Here is a 15,776-nt window from a genome sequence, read left to right as displayed (position 1 = left end):
GGGCCCGCCTCGCGGGTTCCACCGCGGCACCCCTGTTTCCTCCCCCAACTCAGCACCCCACCGACCCAGTTGAGGAGAGCCGGGCATGGACAGCCTCCGGCACGAGCTGACGCGGTTCATCCAACAGCCCGCCGCACAGCAGGACCCACCCGCGCTCTACCGCCGGTTGCTCGCCGAGGCGCCGGTCCTCGACCTCGGCCGGGTGCACGTCGTGTCCGGCTACGAGGAGATCGTCACCGTCCTCGTGCACCCCGGCACCGCCGTCGACCCGACCGCCGTGGGCCTGCCCCGGGCCGGCGCCACCGCGCTCTCCCGGGTGGTCGACCGGATGCTGCCGATGCGCGACGGCGCCGACCACACCCGGCTCAAGCGGCTCGCCACCACCGCCTTCAGCGTCCGCCGGTTGGAGCAGATGCGGGAGCGCATCGAGAGCACCGTCGAGCGGATGCTCGAACCCCTGCTCGCCGCGGGCTCGTTCGACGTCGTCGCCGACCTGTCCGTGCCGCTGCCGGTCGCCGTCTCCTGCGCGATCCTCGACATCCCCGACACCGAGCAGGAACGCGTCACCGGCTGGGCCCGCCTGGTCGCCCGCTCGCTGCTCGACGACTTCGACGGCACCGAGGGCGCCGCCCGCATCGCCGAACTCGATGCGGAGTTCGAGGAGTTCCGCGGCTACGTGGAGGAACTCTGCGCGGCCCGCGCGGCCCGGCCCGGCGACGACCTGATCAGCCGGCTCGCCGTTGCCCGCGGCGAGGGCCGGCTCGACGACCGGGACCTGCTGGCCTTCGTCGTCATGCTGCTGGCCAACGGCCTGGAGACACTCACCTCGGGACTCTCCTTCGCCGTCTGGCAGTTGCTGCACACCCCCGGCCTCGCCGAGCGGCTGCGCGAGCGGCCCGCCGACGCCGCCGCCGTCTTCGACGAGGCGCAGCGGCTCGGCAGCCCCGTCCGGGCCAGCGCCCGCGCCCTCACCCGGGAGGTGGAGGTCGCCGGCACCGTCATCCCCGCCGGCCGGGTCGTCCTGCTGCTGTACGCCGCCGCCAACCGGGACCCGCGGCGCTTCGCCGACCCCGACCGCTTCGACCCGGACCGGGCCGAACTGCGCCACCTGGCCTTCGGCCACGGTCCGCACCACTGCCTCGGCGCCCCGCTCTCCCTGATGGCGGGGGCCGCCGTCCTGCGGGGCCTCGCCGCAGCCGGCGAACACCGCACCCTCAGCACCCCGCTCACCACCCGGACGGCCCCGTGGAGCACCCAGTTCGTCTTCGGCGGCCTGCGCGAGCTCCCGCTGCACTGCCCGCCCCGACCGGTCCTCACGGAGGTGGGGCAGGCATGAGCGGCACCGCCACCAGGAAACGCACCCGACGCGGCGGCACGAGCGCCGCACCGACCCCGACGCCCAGCGCGGCGGGGGAGCGGGGCCCGACGTCGACGCCACCGCCCGAGCCCGCACCGCCCGGCGCGGTGAGCACGGTCGCGGCGCCCACCGTGACCGCGGCGCCCACCGCGCCCACCGCCACCGCGGCGGCCGCCGGGCGGGCCGCCGCCGTCCTCGAACCCGGGCTGGACCAGCCGGTGCGGCTGGTCGGCGCGCGGCTGTCGGCCGCTGCGGCGGCGCTGCTGCTCGCGGTCGGCGCCGGGACGACCTGGGTGGTGTTCGGCACGCTGCCGCACACCGTGGCCCTGCCCGCGGTGGTGGCCCACGGCTCGGCCCCGGCGACCGTCCGGGCCGAGCAGGCGGGCACGCTCGTCCGGCTGCTGGTGTCGCCCGGTGAGCGGGTGGCGGCCGGGCAGGCCGTGGCCGTGCTGCGGAGCGCCGACGGACGGCAGTCCGAGCTGCGGGCCGACCGGGCGGGCACCGTCTCCGCGCTGGCGGCCGCCCCCGGCGGGCTGCTGGCCCCAGGCGCCCCCGTCCTCACCCTCGACCCGGCCGGACTCCCTTTGACCGTCCGGCTGTTCGCCACCGACCCGACGCGGGCCGGGGAGCTGCGGCCGGGCCGGACGGTGCTCGTCCCCGTCCCCGGTGGGGCACCCGTCCGGGCCGTGATCACCGCCGTCGACCCGCTGCCGGCCCGCGCCGACTCGCTGGACGGCACCCTGCCCGTCGCGCTGCCGGGCCTGCCCGCCGGCGCGGCCCCGGTCTGGACGGCGTACGCCGAACTCCCGCCCGCAGTGCAGCGGTCGGCGGCCGCGCTGCCCGGCCCGCTGCCGGTCACCGTGAACCTCGACCTCGGCGCCCGCCACCCGTACCAGGCCGTGCTCGGCAAGGGGGCCGCGCGATGAGCCTCGACGTCCGGGAGAGTCCGGCCACGGCCGCCGACACGCCCCGTCCGGCCGCGCAGGAGGAGCCCGCGAAGGCTCCGCGACGGCGCAGGCCGCGCCGCTACCTGCGCACCCCGGTCGTGCCGCAGATGGAGGAGCAGGACTGCGGCGCCGCCTGCCTGGCCGTGGTGCTCGGCGCCTTCGGCCGGCGGGTGACCCTGCAGGAGGCGTCCCGGTCCTGCGGGGTGAGCCGGGACGGGGTGAGCGCCGCCGCGGTGGCCCGCGCCGCCGGCCGGTACGGGCTGATCGCCCGCGGCCGCCGGGTGGTGCGCGCCGAGGGCCGGTTGCTCGGCCTGGAGAAGGTACCGGTGCCGTCGATGGTGCTGGTCACCGGCCCGCACTTCGCCGTCTTCGAGGGCGTCCGGCGCGGCCGGGTGCACATCAACGACCCCTCGCTGGGCACCTACTCGGCCTCACCCGGGGAGTTCTGGGAGTCCTTCGCCGGGATCGCGGTCGGCTTCGAGCCGGGCCCGGACTTCGAGCGCGGCGGCCGCCGCTTCCCGCTGCTGCACGCCCTGGCCGGCCGGATGCGGCCGTTCGCCGGCCCGCTGCTGCTCGCCGTGCTGCTGGCGGTGCTGCTGGCGGTGCCGGGGGTTGCGGCGGCGTTCCTGCTGCGCGCCTACCTCGCCTCGGTGACCCTGGCCGGCACCGCCTCCTGGGCGCTGCCGCTGACCCTGACGGCGGCTGCGGTCGCCGTGACGGTGCTGCTCGGCACCTGGCTGCAGCAGAGCCTGGTCAATCGGGTGCTGGAGGCCATGGCCGCCCGCGGCTCGTCCGGCTTCCTCTGGCGGATGCTGCGGCTGCCGGGTTCGTTCTTCCACCGGCGGCAGCTCGGCGGCCTGGTGACCCGGGTGCAGATGAACGACGGCCTGGCCGCGCTGCTCTCGTACCGGGCCGCGGGCGCCGCCGCCTCCGCCGCCGGGGCCGCCGTCCACCTGGGTGCGCTGGCCTGGCTGGAACCCCGGCTCGTGGCCGTGCCGGTCGCCGTCGCGGTGCTGGACGTACTGGCGCTGAGGGTCGCCGACCGGCGCCGCGGCGGCCTGGTGCACCGGCTGCACGCCGAGCAGTACAAGCGGGACGGCGTCGCCTTCGCCGGGGTGTCGGCGATCGAGACGGTCAAGGCGGAGGGCGCCGAGGACTCCTTCTTCCGCTCCTGGGCGGGCTGGCAGGCCCGGGCGATGGAGACCGGCCAGAAGGTCACGGCCGCGGTGATCGTGCCGCTGTCGCTGCCGGGTGCGCTCAACTCGGCCGCCACCGCGACCGTGGTGGTGGCCGGCACCGCGCTGCTGCTCGGCGGCTCGCTCACCCTGGGCACCCTGGTGGCCTTCCTGCTGCTGCTCAACGGCTTCCTCCTGCCGGTCGGCCAGCTGGTCGGCACCGGATCGGAGTTCACCGTCGCCCGGGCGCAGAACGCGCTGCTGGAGGACGTGGAGACCACCGAGCCGGACCCCTTTCTCGTCCCCGTCCTCGAGGTCCCCGCCGAATCAGCCGAACCCGCCCGGCTGACCGGCGAGTTGGAGCTGCAGGACGTCTCCTTCGGCTACGACCCCAACCGGCCGCCGGCGATCTCCGGCATCTCGCTGCGGATCCGCCCGGGGGAGTGGGTCGCCGTGGTCGGGACCAGCGGCAGCGGCAAGTCCACCGTGGCCCGGCTCGCCGCCGGGGTGCTCCGCCCGTGGAGCGGCCGGGTGCTGCTCGACGGCCGCCCCCGCGACGACTGGCACCGGTCCGTGGTGACCTCCCAGGTCGCCTACGTGGAACAGCAGTTGCGGCTCTTCGAGGGAACCGTCCGGGAGAACCTCACGCTCTGGGACCCGGCCCTGCCCGAGGACGCCCTGCACCGGGCGCTCGCCGACGCCGAGGCCGCCGAACTGGTGCGCCGCCGCGGCGGCCCGGACGGCGCCCGGATCGAGGAGGACGCCCGCAACCTCTCCGGCGGCGAACGCCAGCGCCTGGAACTCGCCCGGGCGCTCGCCCTGGAACCGGCCCTGCTGGTGCTGGACGAGGCCACCTCGGCGCTCGACGCGCACACCGAGGCCGCCGTCAACGCGCACCTGCGCCGCCGCGGCACCAGCTGTCTGGTGCTCGCCCACCGGCTGAGCACCGTGCAGGCCGCCGACCGGGTCGTGGTGATCGCGGACGGCCGGATCGTCCAGCAGGGCACCCCGGCCGAACTCGCCGCTGTCCCGGGCCCGTACCGCACCCTGCTGGCCGACACCGCGCCCACCGGCACCGCGCGCGCCGACACCCCGCTCGCCGAGCGGGCGACCGGCACCCAGGAGACCGCATGACCACCGCGACCACCCCGGCGGCCCCCGCAACGGCGGGCCCGGCCGCCACCGCCGCCGCCAACCGGGCGGCGCTGGCCGCCGCCCTCGGCGAGCTGCACACCGCGGGCCCGTCGGCCGCCGCGCCGCCGCCCGCCGCCACCGACCCGGCCGACCGGGCCCGGGCCGTCCTCGACGCGCTCGGCCTCGGGCTCCGCGGCGAGGACGGCCGACCGCCCGCCGACCTGCCCGCCGCGGTGCGGACGGCCCGTGACCCGCTGGCCGCGCTGCTGCGGTCGGCCGGGGTGCGGTCCCGCCCGATCACCCTGCCGGAGGGCCCGGACGGGCACGGCGACCCGGCCGGGCTGGCCGGCCCGGTGGTCGGGTTCGCCGCGGACGACGGCCGTCCGATCGCGCTGGTGCCGCGCCCGTCCGGCGGCCACCGGCGGTACGACCCGGCGGGTGCCCGACCCGCCGGCCGCAGGCACCGGGTGGCGCTGCAGCGGCGGGCACTGCTGCTGTACCCGCCGCTGCCGCCCGGTGCACTCGGTCCGGCCGGGCTGGCCCGGTTCGTGCTGGCCGTCCCGGGTGCCCGCCGGGACCTCGCCCGGCTCACCGCGGCCGGCCTGGCCGCGGCCCTGCTCGGCCTGCTGGTGCCGCTCAGCACCGGCGTGCTGCTGCCGCAGCTGCTCGCGGCGGACCGGCACCCCGTCCGCTGGCTGGCCCTGCTGCTGGGGTCGGCGGTGGCGGCGTCCTGGCTGCTGGTGCTCGTCCGCAACACGGCGGCCGTCCGGCTGACCGGGCGGGTGCAGTCCGCGCTGGAACCGGCCGTCTGGGACCGGCTGCTGGGCCACGACGCCCGGTTCTTCCGCGACTTCACCACCGGCGACCTGGTGCACCGGGCGAACGCGGTCGCCCAGGCCCGCCAGGCGATGTCCGAGGTGCTGGTCGGCGCGGTGCTCGGCGCGGTGTTCGCCACCTCCGGGCTGACCGTGCTGCTGCTGGTCGACCCGTGGCTCGGCGCGCTGCTGCTGCTCGCCGTGCTGGTGGTCACCGGACTTCTGCTGGCCCTCGGCCGCCGTCGGCAGCGGTACGAGAGCGAGGTGTTCGCCCTGCACGGCCGGCTGCAGGGCGTGCTGTACGGGCTGCTGCTCGGCATCGACAAGATCCAGACGGCGGGCCGGGAGATCCAGGCCTTCGCCCGCTGGGCGGTGCCCTTCGCCGCGCAGAAGCGGGCCGACGCCGCCGCCCAGCGGGCCGACGCCGCGGCCGGTGCGCTGACCGCCGCCCTGCAACCGCTGCTGCTGGCGGTGCTGCTGGCGGGCGCGACGGCGGCCGGGGACACCCCGTCCGGGCACCTGATGGCCGCCGGTGTCGCCGCCGGCCAGGTCGCCATGGCGCTCGGCCAGGTCACCCACGCCGCCGCCGGCGCCTACGGCATCGCCCCCGTGCTGGACCGGCTGCGGCCGATCCTCGCCGAGTCCGCACCGGGCGAGCGCCGCGGGGCGCTCGCCGACCCCGGCCCGCTCGGCGGCGACGTCGCCCTGGAGAACGCGGTGTTCCGCTACCCGGGCACCGCCGCCCCCGCCCTGGACGGCGTCTCGCTGCACGCCGCACCCGGCGAACTGGTCGCCGTGGTCGGCCCCTCCGGCGCCGGCAAGTCCACCCTGGTGCGGCTGCTGCTCGGCTTCGAGCAGCCGGAGTCGGGGACCGTCCGCTACGACGGCCGGGACCTCGCCGGCCTCGATGCCCGGCTGGTCCGCCGCCGGCTCGGCGCCGTCCTCCAGCACGGCCGGATGCTGCGCGGCTCACTGCTGGAGAACCTCGCCGGCACCGACAGCGAGGTCAGCGAGGACCGCATCTGGGAGGCCGCCGAACTCGCCGGCATCGCCGACGACCTGCGCCGCCTGCCGCTCGGCCTCGGCACCCGGATCGGCGAGGACGCCCAGGGCTTCTCCGGCGGGCAGGTCCAGCGGCTGCTGCTGGCCCGCGCCCTCGTCCGCCGGCCCGCCGTGCTGCTGCTCGACGAAGCCACCTCCGCCCTCGACAACGCCACCCAGCGCAAGGTCGCCGAGGCCGTCGCCGGCCTTGACACCACCCGCATCGTCATCGCCCACCGGCTCAGCACCGTCCGCACCGCCGACCGCATCCACGTGCTCTCCGGCGGGCGGGTCACCGCCACCGGCACGTACGACGAACTGCTCGGCACCGACCCGCTGTTCACCCGCCTCGCCCGACTCCAGGAGATGTGAGATGTCGCTCGACCTGCAGACCTGGCTCCGCCCCGCCGACACCCCGTCCGACGGTGGCGCCGGCCCCGCCCGGCTGCTCCCCGGCACCGCCCGGGGCGACGAGCGGCTGCGCGCCGTGGTGGCCGCCGCGGCCTCCTTCGAGGACCGCGCAGCCGCCCGGCCGGACGGCACCGCGCACTTCGCCCCCGACCCGGACGAGGACCGGCGGGCCCGCGCCGCCGCCGTCGACACCTGGCTGCGCCGCGCCGCCGGCGGCCACGGCGGCGCGGGCGTCCTGCTCGACCACCTCGCGGAGACCGGCCGGCCGCTCGGCGACGGCCTGCGCCCGGTCGTCCTCGCCGACCCGGCCGCGCTGCCGCCCTGGGCGCTCGCCCTCGCCGCCTTCCTGCGTACCCTGCCCGCCGCACCCGGCCCGGAGACCACCGCGCCCGGCGCCCTCACCGCCGCCTTCGGGGCCGCCGCCCGGGCGCTGCTGCCCGACGGCCCCGGCGGGATCCTCGGCGTCCCGGTCACCGACCGGGCCCGCGGAGACCTGGCCGGCGCCCTGACCGCCCGGCTCACCGAAGCCTGCAACCTCTCGCTCTGCCACGAACTGCAGGCCGCCACCGGCCGGCCGCGCGCCACCGACTGGGACGCCGCCGGCGGCCTGGACACCTCCGTCGAGGGCTGGCTCGCCCGGCTGGAGCGGCTACCCGCCCTCGCGTACCTGGTCGGCACCGTCTGCCGGCAGTGGCAGCACGTGCAGACCGAGCTGTTCGCCCGGCTCGCCGCCGACCGGGCGCTGCTCGTCGAGCAGCTCTGGCAGGGCGAGGACCCGGGCCCCCTCGACCAGGTCCGCGGCGACGCCGGCGACCGGCACGCCGGCGGCCGCTCGGTCGCCCTGCTGCACTTCGCGACCGGCCCGGCCGTCGTCTACAAGCCCAAGGACATGCGGCACGCCGCCGCCTACCTCGACCTCGTCCGCCGGCTCAACCGCGACCTCCCGCTCGACCTGCCGGAGCGCACCGTGCTGCTGCGCAGCGACCGCGGCGACGACGGCCACGGCGCCTCGCTCGCCGCCGACTGCGAGAGCGACTACGGCTGGGAGGAGCTCGTCCCGCACCGTCCCTGCGCGGACCGCGGCGGCTTCGCCCGCTTCTACCGGCGGCTCGGCATGACGATCCGGCTCGTCCAGCTGCTGGAGGGCCGCGACCTGTGGGCCGACAACCTGATCGCCGACGGCGAGCACCCCGCCCTGATCGACCTGGAGTGCCTGCTCTACCCGCGGGTGCAGGCGCCACCGGTGCTCGGCCCCGGCCAGCACGGCCTGCTGGACGAGCTGGAGTCCACCGTGGTGCGCACCGCGATGGCCTTCCAGGCGTGGACACCCGCCAAGCACTCCGGCGCCCTCGACATCGGCTGCCTCTCCCGGATCGGCAGCCTGGAGGTCGCCCCCGGCGTACCCGCACTGCCGCTGCCCCCGTACCGGCCCGTCCACGACGGCGAGACCGCCGACCCGTGGCAGTACACCGAGGAGCTGACCGCCGGCTACCGCGAGATGCATGCCGCGCTGTACGCGCTGCGCGGCGAACTCGCTTCCGCGGACGGCCCGCTGGCGCCCTTCCGGGGCATCTGGGTGCGCTACATCTGGCGGCACACCTGGGACGGCTACAAGATCGTCCGCGCCTCGACCAGCCCGCTCGCCCTCGACAGCGGCGCCACCCGCGAGACGGTCATCGCCGGAGCCCTGCACGGCGCCGTCACCGCCCGGGCCGGCGACCCCGGCCGCGGTGACCTGCTGGACGTCGTCCTCGCCGAACTCGACTCCTACCGCGTCCTCGACATCCCGTTCTTCCGCTCGCTCACCACCTCCACCTCGGTCTTCACCGCCGACGGCCGGGAGATCCCCGGGCACTTCCAGGGCACGGGCTGGCAGCGCCTCCAGCACCGGGTCGCCGAACTCGACACCTTCGACCTCGACACCCACCTCGCCGTCCTCACCGGCTGCATCGACGCCGCCCGGGGCGGCACCGAACTGCCCGCCCCGCTCGCGGCCCGGCCCCGCCGCACCACCCCCGGCTCCGGCGAACTCCTCGGCCACGCCGTCGCCGTCGGCGACCGCATCCTCGCCGACCGGCGCGGCCACGGCTGGCTCGGCCAGAGCTGGTACCCCGGCACCGGGCTGCGCCAGGTCGAGGTGCTCGGCCTCGACCTCGTCACCGGCACCCCCGGCCTCGCCGTCCTGCTCGCCGAACTCTGGGCCGCCACCGGCGAACCCCGCTTCCACCGCGCCGCCCTGCACGCCCTCACCACCGCCGCCGACCTCATCGACCCGGACTCCCCGCGCGGCTTCGCCTTCGCCGCCGACACCCGGCTCGCCGCCGGCGCCCCCGTCCCCGGCGGACTGGCCGGCCCCGGATCGCTGATCCACGCCCTCGCCCGGGCCGGCGTCCTGCTCGGCGAACCCGAACTCCTCGCCCGCGCCCAGGCCCTGGTGCCCGGCGCACTCGCCGTCGCCACCCCCGCCGACCCCCGCCCCGGACGCCCCGCCCGCACCCCGCGGCCCGACACCCCGATGGGCACCGCCGGCCTGCTGCTCAACCTGCTGCGGCTGCGCCGCGCCACCGGCCCCGGCCACGCGCCGACCGAGGACGGCATCCGCACCCTGGCCGCCGCGGCCCTCGACCACCTCGCCGCAGGTCCGGACGAGGAGCCGGCCGACAACGGCTTCCTCGACCTCGTCCCGGCCGGCCCCGACTCGGTCGCCGCCGCCCTCGCCCGCACCCTCGCCGAGGCACCCGGCCTGCTCGCCGCCCCCGAGACCGTCCGCGAACGCCTCCGCGGCCACCGCTTCGCCACCGCCACCCGGGCCGGCCGGCTCGCCTGCCTGGACACCGCCGTCTCGCTCGGCGCCGGCACCGTCGACCCCGCCGAACTCGGCGCCCTCACCCCGCCGGTCGGCGCCGCGCAGATCGCCGGCCGCACCACCCGCGACCTGGTCGCCACCGCCGGCGAGGCGCTCACCGCCGCCGAGGCCGGCCTGCTGCACACCGTCCCCGACGGCGCCGACGCGCTGCTGCCCGGCCCGTTCTACGACGGCCGGGAGGCCGCCGGGCTGCTCGTCGGCGAGCTGATCGCCCGCCGCGCGGCCACCGGCCGCTGGCACCCCGACCGGGCCGCCGACGACCGGATCAACCTCGGCGCCCTGGACGGCACCGCCGCCGTCGGACTGCTGCTGCTGCGCCTGCTCGACCCCGCCACCGCCCCGCTCGCCACCCTGCGCTGACCGCCCGAGACCCGAGGGACCGCCATGTCCGACACCACCGCGATCGGCTTCAAACGCCACTACACCCCGTACGTCGTCGACGGCGAGGCCGTCTACCTGGTCTCCGAGCGCGGCGTCTGTGTGGTCGACGGCGCCCTCGCCCAGCGCCTCGCCCCGCTGCTGGACGGCACCCGCACCCCCGAGCAGATCGGCGCCGCGCTGGACGGCACCGTGCCCGCCGACAAGGTCCTCGGCGCCGTCGGCACCCTCCGCGACCGCGGCTACCTCGCCCCCGCCGGGCCCGTCGACGACCCGGCCGGCGCCGCCTACCTGGAGATGGCCGGCCTGGACGGCGCCGCCTCCTCCGCCGCCCTGCGCACCTCCCGAGCCCGGGTCGAGGTGTACGGCGACCTGGACCCGCAGCCCTTCCTCGACGCCCTCGCCGCCGCCGGCGTCACCGTCGACGAGGATGCCGAATTCACCGTCGCCCTCACCGAGGACTACCTGCACCCCGGCCTCGCCGACCGGGACCGCGCCGCCCGCGCGAGCGGACGCCCCTGGCTGCTCGCCCGCCCGGTCGGCTCCATCGTCTGGGTCGGCCCGGTCTTCGTCCCGGGCCCCTCCGACGGTGCCACCGCCTGCTGGGAGTGCCTCGCCCACCGGCTCTCCGCCAACCGCCAGTCGCTCAGCTACCTGCAGCACCGGCTCGGCCAGGACACCCCGATCTCCACCGCCGGCGCCCACCTCGCCCCCACCCTCGGCACCGGCGCCCAGCTCGCTGCCCTGGAGGCCGCCAAGTGGCTCGCCGGGGTGCGCCCCGCGGAGCCGGTGGTGCTCACCTTCGACACCGTGCTGCTGGAGGCCGAACGCCACAAGCTGGTCCGCCGCCCGCAGTGCCCGGCCTGCGGCGAGGCCGGCCTGATGGCCGAACGCCAGCTCGCCCCGGTCGAGTTCACCTCCCGGCCGAAGGCCTTCACCGCCGACGGCGGCCACCGCTCCGCCTCCCCCGAGGACATGCTGGAGCGCTACCGGTCCCAACTCTCCCCGGTGACCGGCGTGGTGACCTCCCTGGTACCCGCCGCCCGCACCCCCACCGGCCTGCGGGTGTACGTCTCCGGGCAGAACCTCTCCCGGCAGAGCGGCGACCTGCGCCAACTGCGCACCGGCCTGCGCTCGGTGAGCTGCGGCAAGGGCCGCACCGACGTCCAGGCCCGGGCCAGCGCACTCGGCGAGGCGATGGAACGCTACTCCGGCGTCTTCCAGGGCGACGAGGCCCGCCGCACCGCCAGCTACACCGAACTCGGCGACGCCGCGATCCACCCCGCCCGCACCCTGCTCTACAGCGACCGCCAGTACGAGGAGCGGGCCCGCTGGAACGCCCGCCGCTCGATGTTCAACACCGTCCCCGAGCGGTTCCGCGAGGACGACCGGATCGAATGGTCGCCCGCCTGGTCGCTCACCGAGCAGCGCACCCGCTGGCTGCCCACCATGTCGCTCTACTACGGCTACCGGCACCGCCACGGCTTCTTCGCCGCCGGCGACTCCAACGGCTGCGCGGCAGGGACCTCCTTCGAGGACGCCGCCCTGCAGGGCTTCCTGGAACTCGTCGAACGCGACGCCGTCGCCCTCTGGTGGTACAACCGGGTCCATCGGCCCGCCGTCGACCTGGACGCCTTCGGCGACCCGTACATCGCCGAACTCCGCGACATCTACCGGGGGCTGCGCCGAGAGATCTGGGCGCTCGACCTCACCTCGGACTTCGGCATCCCGGTGGTCGGCGCGTTCTCCCGGCGCCTGGACAAGCCCGCCGAGGACATCCTGATCGCCTTCGGCGCCCACCTCGACCCGCACATCGCCCTCACCCGGGCGCTCACCGAGATGAACCAGTTCCTCGGCCCCGTCGCCGGCGACGCCGAGGGCCGGGTCAGCTACGCCGGCGCCGACCCCGAGCAGAAGGCCTGGTGGACCACCGCCACCGTCGCCGGCAACCCCCATCTGCTGCCCGACCCGGCCGCCGCGGCCGCCGGCCCCGGCCGCTGGGCGGAGCTCGCCGGCACCGACCTCGCCGACGACCTGCGGCTCGCCCAGCACCTCGTCGAAGAACGCGGCATGGAGTTCCTGGTGCTCGACCAGACCCGCCCCGACGTCGGCCTGCCGGTCGCCAAGGTGATCGTCCCCGGCATGCGGCACTTCTGGGCCCGCTTCGCCCCCGGCCGCCTCTACGACGTGCCGCTCGCCCTCGGCTGGCTCGACCGGCCGACCCGGGAGGAGGACCTCAACCCCGTCCCGATCTTCATCTGACGACGTGCGGGCCGCCGTGCTGCTCGGCGGCCCGCCCCTCCCGGAGGAGGAACTCCGCATGACCGTGACCGAACAGCTCCCGCCCGACCTCGCGGCCGGCGGCGGCCCCCTGCGCACCCTGCTGCGGCTGCGCCCCGAGGTCGTCGTCACCGCCCAGGGCGACGACCTCGAACTCAGCCACCCCTGGGGCCGCCAGAGGGTCCACGCCCTCGGCGCCGACACCGTCGACCGGCTCGCCGAACTCACCCGCACCGAGGTCGACCTCGACGAACTCCCCGCCGGCGGCAGGCTGCTGCACCTGCTGCGGCGCTTCCCGTACCTGGTCACCACCACCCTCGCCGACCCGCTCGGCGTGCCGCTGGCCACCGCCGTCCCGATCGCCCGCTCGGCCGGCCTGCCCGGCCTCGGCCGGTCCGCCGACACCGCGGTGCTCTCCCGCTTCGCCTACCTGCGACGGCTGCCCGAGGAGCACGCCGGGGCCTGCGTCCTCGAATCGCCCATGGCGCCGTTCCGGCTCACCCTGCACCGGCCGGCCGCGGGCGCCTTCGTCGCAGCGGTCACCGCCTCCCGCTCGGTGGACGAGGCCGCCCTGCTGGCCGGCCTCGCCCCGGCCGCCGGACGCATCCTCGCCGGACTGCTCGCCGGCGCCGGCTTCCTCGACGACACCGCCCAGGGCGAACCCCCGCTCTGGGACTTCCACGACCTGCTCTTCCACGCCCGCAGCCGCCCGGGCCGCCACGACTACCCGAGCGGCGGCGTCTTCGCCCACCCCGAGGTCGCCCAGCTGCCGGCGATCCCCGGCACCGGCCCGCGCGAGGAAGGCGCCGGCATCGACCTGCCCGTCCCCGACTGGGACGAGGTGCTCGCCCGCGACCCGGCCCTCTCCGAAGTCCTGGAGGGCCGCCGCTCGGTGCGCACCTACGCCGAGCGGCCCGTCACCCTCGACCAACTCGGCGAACTGCTCTACCGGGTGGCCCGGGTCCGACGGGTGATCCCCGGCGACCCGGCCGACCCGCACGGCTACGACATCGTCGACCGGCCCTACCCGGCCGGCGGCGCCACCGGCGAACTCGAGGTCTACCTCTCGGTCGTCCGCTGCGAGGGGCTGGTGCCCGGCGTCTACCGGTACGACGCGGCCGCACACCGGCTCCGCCCGCGGCCCTTCTCCGGGCCCGGGGACGAGACCGCCTTCCGTGAGCTGATGACGGCGGCCTGGCGGGCGACCGGCTGCAGCGTCGACCCGCAGGTGCTCCTGACGGTGACCTCGCGGTTCGGCCGGCTCTCCTGGAAGTACAGCCAGATCGCGTACGCGTTGACGCTCAAGCACGTCGGCGTGGTCTACCAGACGCTGTACCTGGTGGCGACGGCCATGGGGCTGGCCCCCTGCGGCCTCGGCTCGGGTGACACCGACGCGGCCGCCCGCGCGCTCGGCCTGGACTGGACGGCGGAGTCCTCCGTCGGTGAATTCCTCATCGGCAGCCGCCCGTCCGACGTCCCCCGCACCGCCCACGGCTTCGCCGACATGGTCGCCGAGGCAAGGGGGTAGGGCCGAGCCCAACAGGGGCGCGGGGAACTGCGCAATCCGGAGAAGGTGTACCTGTCGAGTCGGGCCGGCCCATTTTCGGGCCGACGCGATTCTGGCAGGTGGACCACATCCGAATTGCGCAGTTCCCCGCGCCCCTGTTTGGTTGGCCCGCAGCCCGGGTTGCGCAGTTCTCCCCAGCCTTCGGCCGGGAGGTGCCCCCCACGCGCCCCTAGGCAGTTGCCCCCACGGCAGGTGGCTGTCAGAGCCAGCCGCGTTCGCGGGCGATGCGGATGGCGTCGCAGCGATTGCGGGCGCGGGTCTTGGCGATGGCGGCCGAGACGTAGTTGCGGACGGTGCCGGGGGAGAGGGAGAGGGCGGCGGCGACCTCGTGGATGGTGGAGCCGTCGGCGACGTGGCCGAGCACGGTGACCTCCCGGGGGGTGAGCGGGGAGGCGTCGCCGCGGACGGCGTCGACGACCAGCCGGGGGTCGTAGACCCGTCCGCCGCGGGCGAGTTCCCGTACGGCGGCGATCAGTGCGGCGGGCGGCACGTCCTTGAGCAGGACTCCGGCGACCCCGTCGGCGACCGCGCGCTGCAGGTCGGCGGTGCGGGCCTGGGTGGTGAGCAGGAGCAGGGCGGTGGCCGGTGCCCGGTCGCGGATGAGGGCGGCGGCGGCGGGGCCGCCGGGGCCGGGCAGGTCGGGGTCGAGGACGGCGACGGCGGGCCTGGTGCGGGCGGCTTCGGCGGCGGCCTCCTCGGCGGTGGGGGATTCGGCGACCACGGCGAGGTCGCTCTCCCGGTCGAGCAGGGCGCCGAGCCCGCTGCGGAACAGGTGGTGTCCGTCGGCGAGGAGGACGCGGACGGCGGCGGTGGCGCCGTGGGCGGTGGGGGCCGCCGGGTGGAGCGGGCTTTCCAGGACGGTGGTCATCCGGCTACCTCGTGGGCGTCGTCGTCTCGGTCTGCGGGTGGGGCCGGCCGGCCGGGTCGCGGGGCCGGCGCCGGTGCGGGGCGGTCGCGGGCGGTGCCGGGGTTCGGTTCAGCCCCAGCCCCAGGTGTCCTGGTGGCCGGTGGGCAGCGGGGGGAGCGGGGTGCCGGTGGAGGTGGGCGCAGGGGTGGTGTCGCCGTCGGCGCGGTAGGCGGTGCCGGTGCCGCCGGTCTGCGCGGTGGTGGCCACGCCGGTGAGCACGCCGAGACCCAGGGCGACAATCGTGATGAAACGGACCTTCTGCGTCATGGGGATGCCCGATCCTCTCGCGTTCGGCTGTACCCCGGGCTGCTTCCGGGGTGCGGTGGCGTCAGGGGCGGAGTGACGGGTGGTCCGTTCCGGGCCCCGGTGGGGGCTGCTGTCCCGGTCGCGGTCCGTCGTTCCGCCGACACCATGAGAGTGGCCGCTCCGGCCGGTCCGTGTCAGCAGCCGGAGCTGGCACCACAGTGCCGTGACACCCTGAGGCCAGCTCGCCGGGTCGCGGGGGCGGCGGCGCCCGCGGCGGTGGGGCCGCCGGTCAGGGGCGGCTGGGCAGGGCGTGCAGGCCGAGCGCGATCCACGGGTCGGCCTCGCAGCAGCGCAGTTCCCAGCCGTTCAGTCCGCCGTCCTCGGCGAGGAGTTCACGGCAGGCGTCGCGCAGCCGGTCCTCGGCCTCCAGCAGTGATCCGGCGTCGACGAAGACGACCGCGTCCAGGGTGTCGGCGGACTGCCGGATGCGCGCGTGGCTGAGCCGGGCGGGGCCCCGGAGCGCGCGCTCCAGCCCGGCCCGCACGGCGGCTTCCACCGGTGCGCGGAGCGGCCGGCCGCTCCGCGCCGCCAGGTGGACGCGGATCGCATACACGTCGTCCAGCCTGACGGATGCACAACACCTTTGGCTGCG

At 76.9% G+C, this 15,776-nt stretch carries 10 protein-coding genes; 7 read left to right on the top strand and 3 right to left on the bottom strand.

Annotated elements, in window-relative coordinates; translation table 11 throughout:
- Positions 1-85: 85 nt before the first annotated feature.
- Genes AB0442_RS20710 through AB0442_RS20680 form a run of 7 tightly spaced genes read left to right on the top strand, consistent with a single transcriptional unit; the run spans position 86 to position 13,932 of the window.
- On the top strand, positions 86-1,336 hold the full coding sequence (locus AB0442_RS20710; RefSeq protein ID WP_366164394.1) for a cytochrome P450: 1,251 nt from the start codon (positions 86-88) through the stop codon (positions 1,334-1,336).
- On the top strand, positions 1,333-2,283 hold the full coding sequence (locus AB0442_RS20705) for an acetyl-CoA carboxylase biotin carboxyl carrier protein subunit (protein WP_366164393.1): 951 nt from the start codon (positions 1,333-1,335) through the stop codon (positions 2,281-2,283). The genes AB0442_RS20710 and AB0442_RS20705 overlap by 4 nt, the downstream gene beginning before the upstream one ends.
- The gene (locus AB0442_RS20700) at positions 2,280-4,613 is read left to right on the top strand and encodes an ATP-binding cassette domain-containing protein (RefSeq protein ID WP_366164392.1); all 2,334 of its coding nucleotides are present in this window, start codon (positions 2,280-2,282) and stop codon (positions 4,611-4,613) included. Before AB0442_RS20705 ends, AB0442_RS20700 begins: the two co-directional genes overlap by 4 nt.
- A complete protein-coding gene (locus AB0442_RS20695) occupies positions 4,610-6,841 on the top strand; it encodes an ATP-binding cassette domain-containing protein (protein ID WP_366164391.1) in 2,232 nt (743 codons plus the stop codon). Before AB0442_RS20700 ends, AB0442_RS20695 begins: the two co-directional genes overlap by 4 nt.
- 1 nt (position 6,842) lies before the next feature.
- Positions 6,843-10,106 carry a type 2 lanthipeptide synthetase LanM gene (locus AB0442_RS20690; RefSeq protein WP_366164390.1) on the top strand — a complete coding sequence of 1,088 codons (3,264 nt, stop codon included), beginning with the start codon at positions 6,843-6,845 and terminating at the stop codon, positions 10,104-10,106.
- A gap of 24 nt (positions 10,107-10,130) precedes the next feature.
- Positions 10,131-12,386: a TOMM precursor leader peptide-binding protein gene (locus AB0442_RS20685; protein WP_366164389.1), complete on the top strand. Its 2,256-nt coding sequence runs from the start codon at positions 10,131-10,133 to the stop codon at positions 12,384-12,386.
- Between the two features lie 58 nt (positions 12,387-12,444).
- A complete protein-coding gene (locus AB0442_RS20680) occupies positions 12,445-13,932 on the top strand; it encodes a SagB family peptide dehydrogenase (RefSeq protein WP_366164388.1) in 1,488 nt (495 codons plus the stop codon).
- Positions 13,933-14,170: 238 nt separating this feature from the next.
- Here the strand turns inward: AB0442_RS20680 and AB0442_RS20675 are convergent, their stop codons facing one another.
- The 3 genes from AB0442_RS20675 to AB0442_RS20665 all read right to left on the bottom strand — a co-directional run bounded on the left by AB0442_RS20675 (position 14,171) and on the right by AB0442_RS20665 (position 15,737).
- Positions 14,171-14,839 (bottom strand): response regulator transcription factor, encoded by a 669-nt coding sequence (locus AB0442_RS20675; RefSeq protein ID WP_366164387.1) that lies wholly within the window; start codon positions 14,837-14,839, stop codon positions 14,171-14,173.
- A gap of 108 nt (positions 14,840-14,947) precedes the next feature.
- A complete protein-coding gene (locus tag AB0442_RS20670; protein ID WP_359982929.1) occupies positions 14,948-15,145 on the bottom strand; it encodes a hypothetical protein in 198 nt (65 codons plus the stop codon).
- 268 nt (positions 15,146-15,413) lie between these two features.
- Entirely contained in the window at positions 15,414-15,737 is a 324-nt protein-coding gene (locus AB0442_RS20665) for a hypothetical protein (protein WP_366164386.1), read from the bottom strand.
- Between the last annotated feature and the right edge of the window lie 39 nt (positions 15,738-15,776).

It is taken from the genome of Kitasatospora sp. NPDC085895 (assembly GCF_040702125.1).
Taxonomy (GTDB): Bacteria; Actinomycetota; Actinomycetes; order Streptomycetales; family Streptomycetaceae; genus Kitasatospora; species Kitasatospora arboriphila.
This window is presented reverse-complemented; position numbering and strand designations above follow the sequence as displayed.

What these genes read in the sequence shown, in the direction of transcription:
- AB0442_RS20710 (WP_366164394.1), top strand. Translation starts at nt 86, where the DNA reads ATGGACAGCCTCCGGCACGAGCTGACGCGGTTCATCCAACAGCCCGCC.
- AB0442_RS20705 (WP_366164393.1), top strand. Translation starts at nt 1,333, where the DNA reads ATGAGCGGCACCGCCACCAGGAAACGCACCCGACGCGGCGGCACGAGC.
- AB0442_RS20700 (WP_366164392.1), top strand. Translation starts at nt 2,280, where the DNA reads ATGAGCCTCGACGTCCGGGAGAGTCCGGCCACGGCCGCCGACACGCCC.
- AB0442_RS20695 (WP_366164391.1), top strand. Translation starts at nt 4,610, where the DNA reads ATGACCACCGCGACCACCCCGGCGGCCCCCGCAACGGCGGGCCCGGCC.
- AB0442_RS20690 (WP_366164390.1), top strand. Translation starts at nt 6,843, where the DNA reads ATGTCGCTCGACCTGCAGACCTGGCTCCGCCCCGCCGACACCCCGTCC.
- AB0442_RS20685 (WP_366164389.1), top strand. Translation starts at nt 10,131, where the DNA reads ATGTCCGACACCACCGCGATCGGCTTCAAACGCCACTACACCCCGTAC.
- AB0442_RS20680 (WP_366164388.1), top strand. Translation starts at nt 12,445, where the DNA reads ATGACCGTGACCGAACAGCTCCCGCCCGACCTCGCGGCCGGCGGCGGC.
- AB0442_RS20675 (WP_366164387.1), bottom strand. Translation starts at nt 14,839, where the DNA reads ATGACCACCGTCCTGGAAAGCCCGCTCCACCCGGCGGCCCCCACCGCC.
- AB0442_RS20670 (WP_359982929.1), bottom strand. Translation starts at nt 15,145, where the DNA reads ATGACGCAGAAGGTCCGTTTCATCACGATTGTCGCCCTGGGTCTCGGC.